The sequence below is a fragment of the Ichthyenterobacterium magnum genome, assembly GCF_003610635.1.
Classification (GTDB): domain Bacteria; phylum Bacteroidota; class Bacteroidia; order Flavobacteriales; family Flavobacteriaceae; genus Ichthyenterobacterium; species Ichthyenterobacterium magnum.
In genome coordinates, this window is sequence record NZ_RAQJ01000001.1 from 461,681 (window position 1) to 477,128 (window position 15,448).

The window sequence follows — 15,448 nt, forward strand, 5'->3', positions numbered from 1 at the left end:
AGGTGATACATTTTGTTATTTCTGTAATTGTTTTAAAAATTCTTGTACTATTTTATAATCATCAAAATCGAAACGCTCTCCTTTTATCTCTTGATATGTTTCATGGCCTTTTCCTGCAATTAGTATAATATCACCCGAGTTAGCCATTTGACATGCCGTTTTTATAGCTTGTTTTCTATCTGTTATGGATAGTGTTTTTTTAAAATTTTGTGGCTCTACACCTTTTTCAATAGCTTCTATTATTGTTTTGGGCACTTCTCCTCTTGGGTTATCACTAGTAAAAATCACTTTGGTACTTAAAACCGAAGCAATATGTCCCATTTTTGGTCTTTTGCTAGCATCTCTATCGCCTCCACAACCAACAACAGTAATTAATTCTTCATTTTTTGTACGAATACTATTGATTGTTTCTAATACATTTTTTAATGCATCTGGTGTATGTGCATAATCAACAATAGCAGTAATTTTTTCGTCAGAAATTAAATATTGAAAACGACCGCTAACACTTTCTAATTCGCTTATTAATCTCAGGTTCTCTACCTTTTCTAAGCCAAGAAGTTCTGCTGTACCATAAATGGCTAAAACATTATAAGCATTGAAAGTTCCTATTAAGCGTGTCCAAACTTCGTTTTCGTTAATTTTAAGAAGCAAACCTCCTAACTGATTTTCTAAAATTTGAACCTTATAATCTGCATAAGTCTTTAAGGCATATGTTATTTTTCTTGCTTTGGTATTTTGAAGCATTACCAAGCCATTTTTATCATCAACATTTACCAATGCAAATGCTTTTGATGATAGATTATCGAAAAACTTTTTCTTAACATCTCTATACTCAGCAAATGTGTCATGATAATCTAAATGATCATGAGATAGGTTTGTGAAAATTCCTCCTTCAAAACGCAATCCTTCAGTTCTATTTTGATGAATTCCGTGAGAGCTTACTTCCATAAAACAAAACTCAACACCTTCATCATTCATCTCTTTTAAGTACTTGTTTATCGTTAAAGAATCTGGAGTTGTATGTGTTGCCCTATATGTTTTATTATCAACCATTATTTTTACAGTTGACAATAAGCCTACCTTATAACCTGCTTTTTTAAACAGCTGATACAATAAAGAAGCAACTGTTGTTTTCCCATTAGTTCCTGTTACGCCTACAAGCTTTAAATTTTCTGAAGGGTTTAAATAATAATTTGAAGCCATAAATGCCAGTGCTTGACTTGCACTTTCAACTTCTATATAAGTAATTCCGTTTTGTAAATTCTCAGGTAGTTTTTCACAAACAACTGCAATTGCTCCATTTGTAATAGCTGTGTCTATAAATTTATGACCATCAACAAGATTTCCTTTAACAGCAACAAAAACATCATTTTCACAAATCTGTCTAGAATCAAAATTAATAGTATTCACCAACACACTAGTACTACCTACAACTGCATTGATGGTTACTTTATATAATATGTCTTTTAATTCTTTCATTAAATATCTAAAACAACTACTTGATTTCGTTTTACTTTAATTCCTTTGTTTACAGATTGATTTTTAACAACACCTGCGCCATCCATTTTTACTTTTAAGCCCATGTTTTCTAATAATGCAAGTGCATCCATTGCTGGCATACCAACAACATTTGGCATAATCGTTTTATAGGTTTGAGCCACATCGTAATAGGTTTCAAAATCATTATCGACTATTGAGTTTTTAAAATCAATTACATTAACTTCATCAACTAATGGTGTTTCTGTATATATTTTTTGAGCTATTCTTTTAAACACTGGTCCAGTAACATCTGCGCCATAATAGCCTTTCTTTATACTTGGTTTATGAATTACTACAATACATGAATATTTTGGGTTTTCAGCAGGAAAATAACCTGCGAATGAAGAGATATATCTTTTGTTTTCTTTCCAATCTTTCATCCAGTATTCTGTTTGCGCAGTTCCCGTTTTTCCCGCCATAGAAAAATTTTTAGAATACAATTTTTTACCAGTTCCTCTTACCACTACATTTTTTAATATCTCTTGTATTTCATTAAGTGTTTTATTTGAACATATTTTTTGATTTATCACTTCTTTATCAAAAGTTTCAATATTCTTATCAAACTCTTTAACCGCTTTAATAAATCGTGGTTTTACCATTTCGCCACCATTGGCTATTGCATTATAAAAAGTTAATGTTTGTAAGGGTGTTAAACTTAAATTATAACCATAAGCCATTGATGGCAGTGCATTTTTACTCCACTTTTTATCACCTGGTTCAGGAATATCTGGTTTACCTTCACCCATGATTGAAACACCTAACGGCTCATGAAGGTTCCAACTTTTAATACGATTAATAAACTTTTTAGGCTGTTTAGAGTAATGCTCATCGATTAATGTTGCCAAACCTATATTAGAAGACACCTCTAAAGCTCTAGCAGCAGAAATCTCCCCATAACCACCATGATGTGAATCATAAATATTTCGCCCATAAAAACGTTTTACTCCTTTTTTTGTATCAACAACTGTAGATGTGTCAATCACCTTATCTTCAAGAGCAACCATTAATGCCATTACTTTAAACGTTGACCCAGGCTCATGAGATTCCCAAACCGCATAGTTTCGTTTTTCGTAGTAATGCCCATCTTTAGTTTTTGCTAAATTTGAAATAGCCTTAACCTCGCCAGTTTTAACATCCATTATAATAGCACAACCATGCTCAGCCTCGTAATGCTCTAATTGCCCTAGAAGTGAATGGTGCACGATATCTTGAATATTAACATCTATGGTTGTAAACACATCATAACCGTCTTTTGGTTCTTTTTGATTAGAATCGTAAACTGGTTTCCATTGCCCTTTTCCAATTTTTTGTTTTAAGCGCTCACCGTCGTCACCTCTTAAATACTTTGCTCCAAAAGCACCATCAATTCCTGCTCTAGTGGCATTTCCATCTTCATCAAAACGTTCATAACCAATAGACCTTTGTGCAATTGCTCCCATTGGATGCTCTCGTTTTGTTGTTTGCTCAACAATTAAACCGCCTTTAAAAGCACCAAGATTTAACATCGGGAAGTCTCTTACTCTCAAATAATCTGAGTAGCCAATATCTCTTACAAGCAAATAGTATCTATTTTTATTTGCTCTAGCTTTCCTTATTCCTTTTTGATAATAACTAGATGGTTTCCCTGTATATTTTGACAATGAATCACTAAGTGGCTTTAGGTATTTTTCAAATCTTGCGTTAGATGGTGTTAAAGCATCTATTCTAATATCATACTTAGGAATTGAAGTTGCTAACAAGTTTCCGTTAGCAGAATACACATTACCTCTATTTGCTGGAATAACAACATTTTTAGTTGCACTTTTATCTGCTAGGTCTCTATACTGGTCGCCTTGAATAAATTGAATACTACACAACTTAAATACTACAGCTAAAGCAAAGACAAACATACAGCCTGAGACAAAATACAATCTGTTTAATATGTTGTTTTCTTTTGTTGCCACTTTTAATTTTGAGAGGTTACTTTAATTTTCACAGGAGGATTCTCTGATATTTTTATGCCTTTATCTGCTACTTTTTTAATAATTGATGATTCCATTTTGAGTTGCATCAATTCTTTTCGTCCGTCAACAAATGCCGAACGCCATTCTTTAACTTCATCACCTAAACGTGCAATTTCATGCACTTTTTTATCTGCGCTATGTGAGCTTGCAATCATAACTATAGCCAAACCAGAAATAAAAATGATAACTCTCCAGTTTTTAAAAGAATCATCGCTGATTAAAAATTTCCCTTTTAATATGCTATAGATGTTTTTTTTCATAGTTTTTCAGCAATTCTAAGCTTTGCACTTCTTGCTCTATTGTTTTGCTTTATTTCTTCTTGCGTTGGCACAATTAAACCTCCAACTTTTTTTAACGGAACTTCGTAATTACCAAACACATCTCTCTCTGGTTCTCCTTCAAACATTCCGTTTCTTATAAAACGTTTTACCAAACGATCTTCTAACGAATGGTATGAGATAAAACTTAAACGACCACCTTCTTTTAATACTTCTGGTGTTTGTATTAATAACTTTTTTAAAACTTCAATCTCCTGATTAACCTCAATACGTATAGCTTGATAAATCTGAGCTAAAACTTTATTCTCTTTTTTGTGTTGTAAAAAGCGTTTTAAAACACTTTTGAGCTGATCACTAGTTTTTATATCTTCATCATGACGCGCCTCAACTATAACTCTTGCCATTGCTGGTGCTTGCCTCAACTCTCCATATTGCCAAAGTACTTGACGAATTTGTTCTTCTTCATATTCATTAACCACATGATATGCCGATAATGTGCTTTCTTGATTCATTCGCATATCTAAACTTGCTTCGAATCGCGTTGAAAACCCACGCTCAGCAACATCAAACTGATGAGATGACACTCCAAAATCTGCAAGAATACCATCAACCTGTTTTACACCATGAAATCTCAAAAAACGTTTAACGTATTGAAAATTCTCGTTAATTAGTGTAAACCTATCGTCATCTATAGTATTTAAAAGCGCATCTTGATCTTGATCAAAAGCAAACAGTTTTCCGTTTTCATCAAGATGTTTTAAAATCTCTCTACTATGACCACCGCCTCCAAAAGTGACATCAACATAAATTCCGCTAGGTTTAATATTTAAACCCTCAACTGTTTCTTTTAATAAAACTGGGTTATGATATTTCATGGTCGCCATCATCTTGTCCCATAACTTCTTCAGCTAAATCTGCAAAGTCTCCTGTTGCATCATCAATAGCTTTTTCGTACCTATCTTTATCCCAAATTTCAATAATATTTATGGCCGAAGAGACCACAATATCTTTTGTTATTCCAGAGAAAGTCACTAAGTCTCTCGGAATTAATAAACGCCCAGCACTATCAATCTCTATCATTTTCACTCCCGCAGTAAAACGCCTAATAAAATCATTATTCTTTTTCTTAAATTTATTTAGCTTGTTTATTTTTTGCATTAACAAGCCCCATTCTGACATAGGATACAATTCTAAACAAGGCTGAAATACAGCACGCTTTAAAACAAACCCATTTTGCAATACTGGAGACAACTGCTTTTTTATTGCAGCCGGAAGCAATAGCCTGCCTTTGGCATCTACTTTGCATTCATATGTTCCTATTAAAGCGTTCAAAATGATTGTTTTATAAGACTAACGATTAAGAATCAAATATATTGAAAAAATTCCCACATCTTACCACTTTACTCCACTTTTGTTAATAAATTTTTATTTATGTCAAAAAATCTGTTTCTAGTTTTATCATAAATTAGCGTCAATCATTTTAAAATCAAACCGTTACAATCTCAAAAGAACTCGCCTATTTGTAAATCAAAATTGTGAACAAACTATTAGTAAATAGTTTTGAAATTGAAGCGGATACAAAAACTAAATATTTATTTGAAGCGTTAGAATGGTAATAAAAAAACAAATTAATTATCAGATGAATTACCTATATTTGTTTTAAATGATATTGACTAACTAGTACATGAAGCACCTTTTAAAAAAAGAAAAAAATTACAATTATATTGAGGTAGGAGAAGGCACTCCAATAATCGTTTTGCATGGATTAATGGGAGGATTAAGTAATTTTGATGCAGTAACCAATTTTTTTAGCGACAAAGGATACAAAATTATCATTCCTGAGTTACCTATTTACACAATGTCATTAATTAAAACCAATGTTAAAAGTTTTGCAAAATACCTACATGATTTTATTGAGTTTAAAGGATTTGACGAAGTTATTTTGTTAGGCAATTCTCTTGGTGGTCACATAGGTTTATATCACACTAAGTTATATCCAGAAAAAGTAAAAGCACTTATAATTACAGGTAGTTCAGGGTTATATGAAAGTGCTATGGGTAGCGGTTACACTAAGCGCAGTGATTATGAAGTTATAAAGAAAAAAGCTCAAGATGTTTTTTATGACCCAGATGTTGCAACTAAAGAAATTGTTGATGAAGTTTACGAAACTGTAAACGACAGGAATAAGTTAATTAAAACACTAGCTATTGCAAAAAGTGCCATTAGACATAATATGGCAAAAGATTTACCTAAAATGAAAACACCTTCGTGCATTATTTGGGGAAAGAATGACAATGTTACACCTCCAGAAGTTGCAACAGAGTTTAACGAGCTCTTACCAGATTCTGATTTATTTTGGATTGATAAGTGTGGGCATGCAGCCATGATGGAACATCCTGATGAGTTTAATACAATTCTTAATAATTGGTTAACTAAAAGAAACTTATAATTATAGTATTTGTTTAAATTAAAATTGGGCTCATTTTTATAGTAAATACATATGAAAATTAAAACTGCTGAATTTATAATAAGTAATTCTGAGGTCGACAAATGTCCTAAAGATATACTCCCAGAATATGCGTTTATTGGCCGAAGTAATGTTGGCAAATCTTCATTAATCAACATGATTACTAATCATAAAAACTTAGCAAAAACTTCTGGAAGACCAGGGAAAACACAACTTATAAATCATTTTACAATTAATAAAAATTGGTTTTTAGTTGATTTACCAGGCTATGGTTACGCAAGAGTTTCTAAGACTGCTAAGAAAAAATTTCAGAAATTTATTACTAATTATTTTGAGAAGCGTCAGCAATTGGTTTCAGCCTTTGTTTTAGTTGACATAAGACACGAGCCCCAAAAAATAGACTTAGAATTTATGCACTGGATGGGAGAGCATCAAATTCCTTTTTCTATCGTTTTTACTAAAGCTGATAAATTAAAACCAAAAGCTATAGAAAGAAATGTTAAAGACTACGAAAAAATAATGCTTAACACTTGGGAAGAAATGCCTCAGCATTTTATTACGTCGTCTTCAAAATCTATAGGTAGAGATGAGATTTTACAATATATTGACGAGACAAATATTCAATTTAACTTGGCACAGTCACAAGTTTAGTTTTTTACATCTAAAGCATCTCTAAGCGAATTACCTATTAACATAAAAGCCATTACTAAAATCATAATACACAAACCAGGAATCATTGCTAAATAAGGCTTACCAAGAATTATGTAGTTATAATGATCTTTAATCATTGCTCCCCAACTAGCCATTGGTGGCTGTGCGCCAATACCCAAAAAACTTAAACCACTTTCAATTAATATAGCAGCTGCAAAGTTAGCTGCAGATATCACTATTAAAGGCCCCATAATATTTGGTAAAATATGTTTTACTATAATGCGATAATCTTTAAATCCTAAAGCACGAGCTGCTGTAACGTACTGCATTTCTTTAACACTAATAATCTGACCTCTTACAACTCTAGCAACCTCAACCCACATTGTAAGACCTACTGCAATAAATACTTGCCAAAACCCTTTACCTAATGCCAATGTAATAGCTATGACTAAAAGTAAGGTTGGTATTGACCATGTGACATTAATAATCCACATAATAAATGCGTCTATTTTACCTCCATAATAACCTGCTATACTTCCCATAGAAATTCCAATAAGTAAAGAGATTAGAACAGCAATAAAGCCAATAAAAAAAGAGATTCTAGACCCAATTAAAATTCTACTTAAATAATCTCTTCCATATTTATCGGTTCCAAAAAGAAATGTTTTTTCATTTATAAAATCTTTATATTCTTTATTAGGAAACAATTTTAAATCAATCTCTTTTTCAACACCAAGAAGTCCATCAGAAGCATATTCAGCATACATTAACTTATCATCTTTTACACTAAAATTTGTTATAGGAATCTCTGTATTTGTGTTTTTAACACCATAAAAAATACGGTTAAAAAATGATTGCTCCTTATTAATCTGAGAAGGTATTTCTAACATTTTTACTTTAAATCCTGGACTTTTAGAATGAATAGACAAATGCATCTGATTAGCATTTTGAGAATTATCTGGAGCAATTATATATGCTAAAACCGATATCAAACCAATAATTACAATTAACCACAAACTTAAAACGCCCCAAAAGTTTTTTTTAAACTTTTGAAGCGCTAATTGTGTTAACGAGTTATTAGTTTTACTCATTTAATTTATTCTTTAACTGTAGTAGCCACCTTAGTTTTAATGGCATATGTCATTTTTATATCATTAAGTACATTAAGTGCTTCTTCAATATAAATGTCTTTGCTCAGGTTTGCATGCCAATTAGCTCGTCTATCTTTTAACGCAGAGTCTTGTTCCATTATTCTTAATTCATATGGTAAAGAACTAAAGGTTAAATTAGATTGATAATCTGAGATTTTATCAAAACGTTTAGCTTCATCTTCATTTTTCTCTAATGCCAACTTATAATCATCATACTTAAGAGAAAAGGTATCTCGATCTCTCATTTTTTTAATCCACTTAGCATTATCATCAATTAGTTTTAATTGTTTGCTATTAGTCATTCTTTCATTGCTTCTAGCTATTGTAGCATCATAGTCAAAGTAATTTCCCCAAACATCATAATCTGCAGCATCAATTTTATCATATGCTAAATGGTTTTCGAAATTACGCTCACCAAAATTTAAGTAGCTTCCACGATTAGGTACTACGACATCACTTTTAACACCTTCTAATTGTACAGAACCACCATTAACTCTATAGTACTTTTGTATTGTATACTTAAAAGCGCCTAAACTTCCAGAAGTATTGTTTCTTACAAATCGATTAAGGTCTTGATAGGTTTGCACAGTTCCTTTACCAAAAGTTTGCTTGCTTCCAATAACGACTGCTCTTTTATAATCCTGCATTGCTGCAGCAAGAATTTCTGATGCAGAAGCTGAATTTTCATTTACCATAATCACCAATGGCCCATCCCAAACTATCGAGCGATCTCTATCTTTAAGCACTTCTTTTGGCTCTCCTGTAGTTTTAACTTGTACAATTGGTCCTTCTTTTATAAACAATCCCGCTAAATCAACCACAACTGGTAAAGAACCTCCGCCATTATTTCTTAAATCTACAACAATACCTTCAATGCCTTGTTCTTTTAATCGCTCAATCTCTAATTTCATATCGGATGCAGCATTCCTTTTCTTATGGTCTTCAAAGTTTAAATAAAAGCTTGGTAAGTTAATTACGCCAAACTTTTTTCCGTCTTTCTCAACAATTGAAGATTTTGCATAAGTTTCTTCAATTACCACGACATCTCTAGTAATTGTTATATCCTCAATTGAACCATCTACTTTTTTAAGTGTTAATGTTACATTGGTGCCTTTTGGCCCTTTAATATGCTTAATTGCATCACCTAAACGCATACCAACAATATTAACAGCCTCATCTTCATCTTCTTGTTTTACCTTTAGTATCTGATCACCAACTTCTAAGCCTTTTTGTCTCCAAGCTGGACCGCCGCTTATAATTTCGTTAACTATTGTTGCTTCACCTTTTGGTTGAAGCCTTGCGCCTATGCCTTCAAAATTACCAGACATAGCAACTTCAAAACGATCTTTATCTTCTGGCTCTAAATACGTTGTATGAGGATCAAACTCTCTAGTAATAGAATTTAGGTATACTGCAAATAACTCTTTTCGTTGTCTTCCATCGATATAGAAAAATAATTCATCTAAACTGTTTAACGTTGTTTCTCTAGCTTCTACTTCTAACTCTTGATTTGTCTTTTTTGGGTTTTCATCATCATTTTCTTGCTGAGTAATTAACTCATCATAATTAGCAATAGTAGAAAACTTTAATTGCTTTCTCCAACGCTCTTCCATTTCTTTTTTAGAAGTTACATAACTTAAATTCTCATAGTCTGTAGAATATTCTTCAGCAAGATCAAAATCAAAAGGTTTAGTTAATACGTCTTTATAAATAGCTTTAGACTCTTCAATTCTTTTTAACAAACGGTCATGAGTTAAATTAAAAAAAGTAACATCGTAAGCTTTAAGCTGATCATCTAGTTTTGTTTTATATTTTTCAAATTCCTTAATATCTGAAGCATAAAAATATCGCTTAAGTGGATCGAGTTGATTTAAATACGAATCGAATACCTCTTTAGAAAAATCGTCATTAATCTCTTGAGGACTAAAATGAAATTCACTAAGTAGATAAGTAACTATTTTAATTAGTGTCCTGTCTTTATCATCACCTTCAAAAGACTTTGTAGTAAAGCTACACGATGCAAATGCTAATAAAAGTGTTAGCAATAAAATTTTATAATTCCTTTTCATAATATCTTTCATGTGTATTTAATTATTGTTTTTAGCGGTCACATGTAATTACGATTAATCATTCTATTAAAATTAAAACGCCTTTAACATGCTCATTTTATGCATATTTGGGTTATATGATTTGTAAATACCATATATTTTTCACTAAAGTAAAAGAAAAAATCATGCCAATAAAGTCTAATGCTACTAATTTTTTGTTAAAGCTGTATTTATAGGAAATTCAAGGGTAATTTATGTATTTTAGTAGTCTCAAAAAAGCATCTTTTTATGACCAAAAAACCTCTTATTTTAATTACTAATGATGATGGAATAACCGCTCCAGGAATACGAGCTCTTATTAAAGTTATGAATACTATTGGAGATGTAGTAGTTGTTGCTCCAGATAGTCCGCAAAGCGGAATGGGACACGCCATTACAATTAACTCAACACTTCATGTTCAAAAAATTATTATTGATGATGGTCCTCAACAAGAATATAGTTGTTCTGGAACACCAGCAGATTGTGTAAAACTAGCTATAAATCAAATTCTTGACAAAAAACCAGATTTGTGTGTTTCTGGAATTAATCATGGATCCAACTCCTCTATAAATGTTATTTACTCAGGAACCATGAGTGCTGCCATAGAAGCTGGCATTGAAGGTATACCTGCAATTGGCTTTTCTTTACTTGATTTTGATTGGAATGCCGATTTTAATGCTTCAAAAAGTCATATAAAAAAAATAGTGAATACCGTTTTATCTGAAGGTTTACAAGAAGGTGTTGTTTTAAATGTAAACATACCAAAACTTGCCAAAAAAGATATTAAAGGCATAAAAATTTGTAGGCAAGCAAAAGGAAATTGGAAAGAAAATTTTGACAAAAGAAAAACACCTCAAGGTAAAGACTATTATTGGCTTACTGGTAAATTTGTTAATTTAGACAAAGGTGAAGACACAGATATCTGGGCTTTAAACGAAGGCTATATCTCTATGGTGCCAATTCAATTTGATTTAACAGCACATCATTGTATACAGAATTTAAACACATGGGATTTAAATGAATAAAAAAGATATATTTATTGGGTTTATTGTTGGCTTAATTGCTAATATTATAGGTTTATTATTAGCAATTTATTTCTTTGGAAATGGACAAGGTATAGAAAGCACTATAAAAAAATCAATAGCTGAAGGTTTTTTTACAAAACTAATTAGCCTTGGTGCACTTATAAATTTAGTTGCTTTTTTTATATTTATTAAAAACAAAAAAGACTATCGAGCTGGTGGTGTTCTATTAGCGACTATTTTAGTTGCAGTTACCACATTTATATTGAAGCTAATCTAATTATAAAACATCCATAACTAAATTAACATCTAAAAAAAATGATTAAATAGATGTTACATGTGACCGCTAAAAACAACAGAAATAAATACATGAAATATTACATCATTGCTGGCGAAGCCTCTGGAGACTTACATGGTTCCAATTTAATGAAAGCGTTACAGAAACAAGATGTAAATGCTGAATTTAGATTTTGGGGCGGCGATTTAATGCAAGCAGTTGATGGCACTTTAGTGACGCATTATAAAGATCGTTCTTTTATGGGTTTTGCTGAAGTTATTTTTAATCTTCGGAAAATTTTAGGTCTAATAACTTTCTGCAAAAATGATATTGAAGCCTATCAGCCAGATGTTATCATATTTATAGACAATTCTGGATTTAATCTACGAATTGCAAAGTGGGCAAAAGAGAGAGACTATAAAACACATTATTATATTTCACCACAGGTTTGGGCGTCGAGAGCTGGTCGTGTAGAAAAAATAAAACGCGATGTTGATGCTATGTACGTAATTCTTCCTTTTGAAAAAGAATTTTATAAAAAACATGGTTACAATGTTCATTTTGTTGGTCATCCATTAATTGATGCCATATCAGATAGGCAACAAGTAGATGAAAAAACCTTCAGAAAAGATTATAATCTTAGTGATAAACCTATTATTGCACTTTTACCTGGAAGTCGGAAACAAGAAATTACAAAAATGCTTGGAGTAATGCTAAGTTTGGTTAATGATTTTAAAACCTATCAATTTGTAATTGCTGGAGCACCTAGTCAGGAATTTAGTTTTTACAAACCTTTTATTAAACAAGATAACGTTGCATTTATCTCTAATAAAACTTACGACTTATTAAGTGTTTCACATGCTGCATTAGTAACATCTGGCACCGCAACTTTAGAAGCTGCGTTATTTAAAGTACCACAAGTAGTTTGCTACAAAGCCAATAGCATCTCTTATCAAATTGCAAAACGAATTATCACATTAAAGTTTATATCATTAGTAAACTTAATAATGGATCGTGAGGTTGTTACCGAATTAATTCAAGGTGATTTAAATACAAAACGCCTTAAAAAAGAACTTGAAAAAATTCTTGATGACAATGAGCGTATTAGATTGTTTATAGATTACTACGATTTAGAAAAAGAATTAGGTGGAAAAGGCGCAAGCGATAATACTGCAAAACTAATTTTTAATTCAATAGAAAAGCAAATCTAATTCATGCGAAAAATTACCTACTTTTTACTTTTATGTATTTGTTTTACCAACTGTAAATCTTCAAAAAAAACAGTATCTAAAAAGCCTCGAACCAAAAAGGTTATTACAAAAAAAGACTCAAACACGTCTTCTTCTAAAACAACAAACATTATTGATTACGCCAAAACTTTTGAAGGTGTTAGATATAAATATGGAGGTACTACAAAAAAAGGAATGGATTGTTCTGGACTTGTTGTTACTTCTTATAAAAGCGAAGACGTATTATTACCTAGAACAACTAGAGACTTATCTACAACAGGAAACTGGATTGACTTAAAAAAAGTTAAAGAAGGGGATTTACTATTTTTTGCCACTAAAAAGAATAGTAGAAATGTTAATCACGTTGGCATTGTTACAAAAACTAGAGCTGGACATGTTGAATTTATTCATTCAACCACTAGCAAAGGTGTTATCACTTCATCTTTAGCTGAGCGTTATTGGTATTTAGCATTTGTGCAAGCCAGACGAGTTTTATAAACATGAGTTTTATATAAGCTCATATTATTTATACTAATTTAGGATAAAAAATCAACATTTTGTCAGGTTGAGCGCAGTCGAAACCTATTGAAACTAGACACTTAAGACCTTTCGGCTTCGCTCAAGGTGACACTCAATTATAAATTATGACACAAGTTATAATCTTACACCAAAATTAACTTATAACACTAATTTTTAGTAACTTACATTTATGAAGTTACTGAATTTCACAATTATAAAACTAACATTTTTCTTAATTATTGGCATTAGTATTGCTTCTGTGATTAAAGTTTCTGTTACGGCTTCAATTTTAGTATCTTGTTTTCTTATTTCTATTTTAGGTTTTTCGTTTTTAATAGCAAAAAACAAGTTTCGCAAAACCATCGGGTTTGGTAGTAGTGCTTTTCTAACAACAATTAGTTTGGGTATTTTGGTTTATAATCTTCATAATCAAAGTACGTTTAAAAACCATTATTTAAATTCTATAAACCCAGAATCGCAACACGTTACTTTTAAAGTAAAAAAACAGCTTAAACCAAGTAACTATCATAATAAATACATAATTGAGGTTTTAAAAATTAATAATCAATCTGTTTCTGGAAAATCGTTGCTAAACATTTTAAAAGACTCTACTCAAAATGCGCTTAAGGTTGATGATATTATATTCACATTTTCAGAATTTAAACCTATTAATCACGCATTAAACCCAAACCAGTTTGATTATAAAAATTATTTAGAGAAACAATACATCTACAAACAATTAACAACTAAAACCAATAAACTTTATAAGGTTAAATCTCAAAGAACAACAATATATGGTTTTGCAGAAGCACTAAGAACACAAATAAATAGTAAACTAAAAGCTTATAATTTTAAAGAAAGTGAGCTTTCAATTATAAATGCCTTACTACTCGGCCAGCGTCAAGATATAAGCAAAGATATTTACAACAATTACACAAATGCAGGAGCTGTGCATATTTTAGCCGTTTCTGGTCTTCATGTCGGAATCATTTTATTGCTTTTAAATTTTGTATTAAAGCCAATAGAATGGTTTAAAAATGGTAAGACGTTTAAAGTTATTCTTATTTTAATCTTACTATGGAGTTTTGCAATTATAGCTGGTTTATCTGCTTCTGTTACCAGAGCTGTAACCATGTTTAGTGTTGTAGCTATTGCAATGCATTTAAAACGACCAACTAACATATATAATACGCTTGCCATTTCAATACTAATCTTACTACTATTTAAGCCTATGTTTTTATTTGATGTAGGTTTTCAAATGAGTTATTTAGCAGTAATTGCCATTGTATCTATACAACCTTTACTTTATAAATTATGTAAACCTAAACTATTACTTGTTGATTATTTCTGGAAACTATTTACAGTTACACTAGCCGCTCAATTTGGAGTTATTCCAATTAGCCTATACTATTTTCATCAGTTTCCTGGATTATTCTTTGTTTCTAATCTTGCCATTATTCCTTTTTTAGGATTAATATTAGGCCTAGGTATTTTCATTATTATTTTAGCACTATTAAATTGTCTGCCAGAAATTCTAGCAACTATTTATGGAAGTATTATAAGCTGGATGAATGAAACCGTAGCTTGGATATCTCAACAAGAACAGTTTTTATTTAAAGAGATCGCATTTAACTTACCATTAGTAATTGCAAGCTATTTTTTAATTTTTGCTTCAACAAAGTTCTATACAAAGAGAACATATTCACATTTAAGTTTCTTCCTAATTTCAATACTAACCTTACAAGGTGTTTTTATTTATAATAAAAGGCAAAATTCTACAAATGAGTTTACGGTCTTTCATAAGAGTAGATATAGCTTGTTGGCTCAAAAAACAAATTCTAAATTATCAATATTCAGCAATTTAGATAGTGTAGCTAAGCAAAAAGATAAGGTTATTTCTAATTTTAAAACAGGAAACTTTATATCAGAAGTAGATGAATCTTCAATAGAATCAATCTATACTATTAACAACAAACTACTTTTAGTTATAGACAGTTTAGGAGTTTACAATACAAGGTCGTTTAGACCTCATTATGTTTTATTACGTAATTCTCCAAGGTTGAATTTACAACGTATGATTGATTCATTACAACCAAAACATATTATTGCTGACGGTAGCAATTATAAATCTTATGTTAAACGTTGGAAACAAACTTGTATAAAACAGAAACTCCCTTTTCATCAAACTAATAAAAAAGGAGCTTTTATTATAAGTAACTAGTTT

Annotated in this window: 14 protein-coding genes; 7 read left to right on the top strand and 7 right to left on the bottom strand. The window is 31.1% G+C overall.

From position 1 onward, the window contains the following. Positions 1-15: 15 nt before the first annotated feature. From BXY80_RS02225 to mraZ, 5 genes are read right to left on the bottom strand one after another with little or no spacing between them, the layout of a single operon-like run. Positions 16-1,479: a UDP-N-acetylmuramoyl-L-alanyl-D-glutamate--2,6-diaminopimelate ligase gene (locus BXY80_RS02225; protein WP_120199583.1), complete on the bottom strand. Its 1,464-nt coding sequence runs from the start codon at positions 1,477-1,479 to the stop codon at positions 16-18. Continuing rightward, positions 1,479-3,428, bottom strand: coding sequence for a penicillin-binding protein (locus BXY80_RS02230; RefSeq protein WP_120199584.1), 1,950 nt, complete (start codon positions 3,426-3,428; stop codon positions 1,479-1,481). The genes BXY80_RS02225 and BXY80_RS02230 overlap by 1 nt, the downstream gene beginning before the upstream one ends. Before the next feature lie 56 nt (positions 3,429-3,484). Beyond that, complete coding sequence (locus tag BXY80_RS02235) at positions 3,485-3,802, bottom strand: FtsL-like putative cell division protein (RefSeq protein WP_120199585.1); 318 nt, start codon at positions 3,800-3,802, stop codon at positions 3,485-3,487. After that, positions 3,799-4,707 (bottom strand): 16S rRNA (cytosine(1402)-N(4))-methyltransferase RsmH, encoded by a 909-nt coding sequence (rsmH, locus tag BXY80_RS02240; RefSeq protein WP_120199586.1) that lies wholly within the window; start codon positions 4,705-4,707, stop codon positions 3,799-3,801. Before rsmH ends, BXY80_RS02235 begins: the two co-directional genes overlap by 4 nt. Beyond that, the gene (gene mraZ, locus BXY80_RS02245; protein WP_120199587.1) at positions 4,682-5,152 is read right to left on the bottom strand and encodes a division/cell wall cluster transcriptional repressor MraZ; all 471 of its coding nucleotides are present in this window, start codon (positions 5,150-5,152) and stop codon (positions 4,682-4,684) included. Before mraZ ends, rsmH begins: the two co-directional genes overlap by 26 nt. A gap of 352 nt (positions 5,153-5,504) precedes the next feature. On the opposite strand from mraZ, the gene BXY80_RS02250 reads away from it, so the two are divergent. Both BXY80_RS02250 and yihA read left to right on the top strand, forming a co-directional pair. Further along, positions 5,505-6,269 (top strand): alpha/beta fold hydrolase, encoded by a 765-nt coding sequence (locus BXY80_RS02250; protein ID WP_120199588.1) that lies wholly within the window; start codon positions 5,505-5,507, stop codon positions 6,267-6,269. Between the two features lie 51 nt (positions 6,270-6,320). Next, a complete protein-coding gene (gene yihA, locus BXY80_RS02255) occupies positions 6,321-6,938 on the top strand; it encodes a ribosome biogenesis GTP-binding protein YihA/YsxC (protein WP_120199589.1) in 618 nt (205 codons plus the stop codon). Here yihA and BXY80_RS02260 read toward each other — a convergent pair. Both BXY80_RS02260 and BXY80_RS02265 read right to left on the bottom strand, forming a co-directional pair. After that, positions 6,935-8,029, bottom strand: a complete 1,095-nt coding sequence (locus BXY80_RS02260; protein WP_120199590.1) for an ABC transporter permease — start codon at positions 8,027-8,029, stop codon at positions 6,935-6,937. The two genes, yihA and BXY80_RS02260, sit on opposite strands and share 4 nt — an antisense overlap. 5 nt (positions 8,030-8,034) lie before the next feature. Continuing rightward, entirely contained in the window at positions 8,035-10,158 is a 2,124-nt protein-coding gene (locus BXY80_RS02265) for a carboxy terminal-processing peptidase (RefSeq protein ID WP_120200328.1), read from the bottom strand. A gap of 267 nt (positions 10,159-10,425) precedes the next feature. Between BXY80_RS02265 and surE the strand changes: the two genes are divergently transcribed. The 5 genes from surE (at position 10,426) to BXY80_RS02290 (ending at position 15,445) form a co-directional block, all read left to right on the top strand. Further along, positions 10,426-11,202, top strand: a complete 777-nt coding sequence (gene surE / locus BXY80_RS02270; RefSeq protein ID WP_120199591.1) for a 5'/3'-nucleotidase SurE — start codon at positions 10,426-10,428, stop codon at positions 11,200-11,202. Next, positions 11,195-11,479 (top strand): hypothetical protein, encoded by a 285-nt coding sequence (locus tag BXY80_RS02275; RefSeq protein ID WP_120199592.1) that lies wholly within the window; start codon positions 11,195-11,197, stop codon positions 11,477-11,479. The genes surE and BXY80_RS02275 overlap by 8 nt, the downstream gene beginning before the upstream one ends. 89 nt (positions 11,480-11,568) lie before the next feature. After that, entirely contained in the window at positions 11,569-12,687 is a 1,119-nt protein-coding gene (gene lpxB, locus BXY80_RS02280) for a lipid-A-disaccharide synthase (protein WP_120199593.1), read from the top strand. 3 nt (positions 12,688-12,690) lie between these two features. Then, positions 12,691-13,203, top strand: a complete 513-nt coding sequence (locus BXY80_RS02285; RefSeq protein WP_120199594.1) for a C40 family peptidase — start codon at positions 12,691-12,693, stop codon at positions 13,201-13,203. A 211-nt stretch (positions 13,204-13,414) separates the two neighbouring features. Next, positions 13,415-15,445 carry a ComEC/Rec2 family competence protein gene (locus BXY80_RS02290; RefSeq protein WP_120199595.1) on the top strand — a complete coding sequence of 677 codons (2,031 nt, stop codon included), beginning with the start codon at positions 13,415-13,417 and terminating at the stop codon, positions 15,443-15,445. Positions 15,446-15,448: the final 3 nt, after the last annotated feature.

Excerpts from the sequence above, each read along its gene's own strand:
- surE (WP_120199591.1), top strand. The coding sequence starts at position 10,426 with ATGACCAAAAAACCTCTTATTTTAATTACTAATGATGATGGAATAACC.
- yihA (WP_120199589.1), top strand. The coding sequence starts at position 6,321 with ATGAAAATTAAAACTGCTGAATTTATAATAAGTAATTCTGAGGTCGAC.
- BXY80_RS02265 (WP_120200328.1), bottom strand. The coding sequence starts at position 10,158 with ATGAAAAGGAATTATAAAATTTTATTGCTAACACTTTTATTAGCATTT.
- BXY80_RS02285 (WP_120199594.1), top strand. The coding sequence starts at position 12,691 with ATGCGAAAAATTACCTACTTTTTACTTTTATGTATTTGTTTTACCAAC.
- BXY80_RS02250 (WP_120199588.1), top strand. The coding sequence starts at position 5,505 with ATGAAGCACCTTTTAAAAAAAGAAAAAAATTACAATTATATTGAGGTA.
- BXY80_RS02275 (WP_120199592.1), top strand. The coding sequence starts at position 11,195 with ATGAATAAAAAAGATATATTTATTGGGTTTATTGTTGGCTTAATTGCT.
- rsmH (WP_120199586.1), bottom strand. The coding sequence starts at position 4,707 with ATGATGGCGACCATGAAATATCATAACCCAGTTTTATTAAAAGAAACA.
- BXY80_RS02235 (WP_120199585.1), bottom strand. The coding sequence starts at position 3,802 with ATGAAAAAAAACATCTATAGCATATTAAAAGGGAAATTTTTAATCAGC.
- BXY80_RS02230 (WP_120199584.1), bottom strand. The coding sequence starts at position 3,428 with ATGTTTGTCTTTGCTTTAGCTGTAGTATTTAAGTTGTGTAGTATTCAA.
- lpxB (WP_120199593.1), top strand. The coding sequence starts at position 11,569 with ATGAAATATTACATCATTGCTGGCGAAGCCTCTGGAGACTTACATGGT.
- BXY80_RS02225 (WP_120199583.1), bottom strand. The coding sequence starts at position 1,479 with ATGAAAGAATTAAAAGACATATTATATAAAGTAACCATCAATGCAGTT.
- BXY80_RS02260 (WP_120199590.1), bottom strand. The coding sequence starts at position 8,029 with ATGAGTAAAACTAATAACTCGTTAACACAATTAGCGCTTCAAAAGTTT.
- BXY80_RS02290 (WP_120199595.1), top strand. The coding sequence starts at position 13,415 with ATGAAGTTACTGAATTTCACAATTATAAAACTAACATTTTTCTTAATT.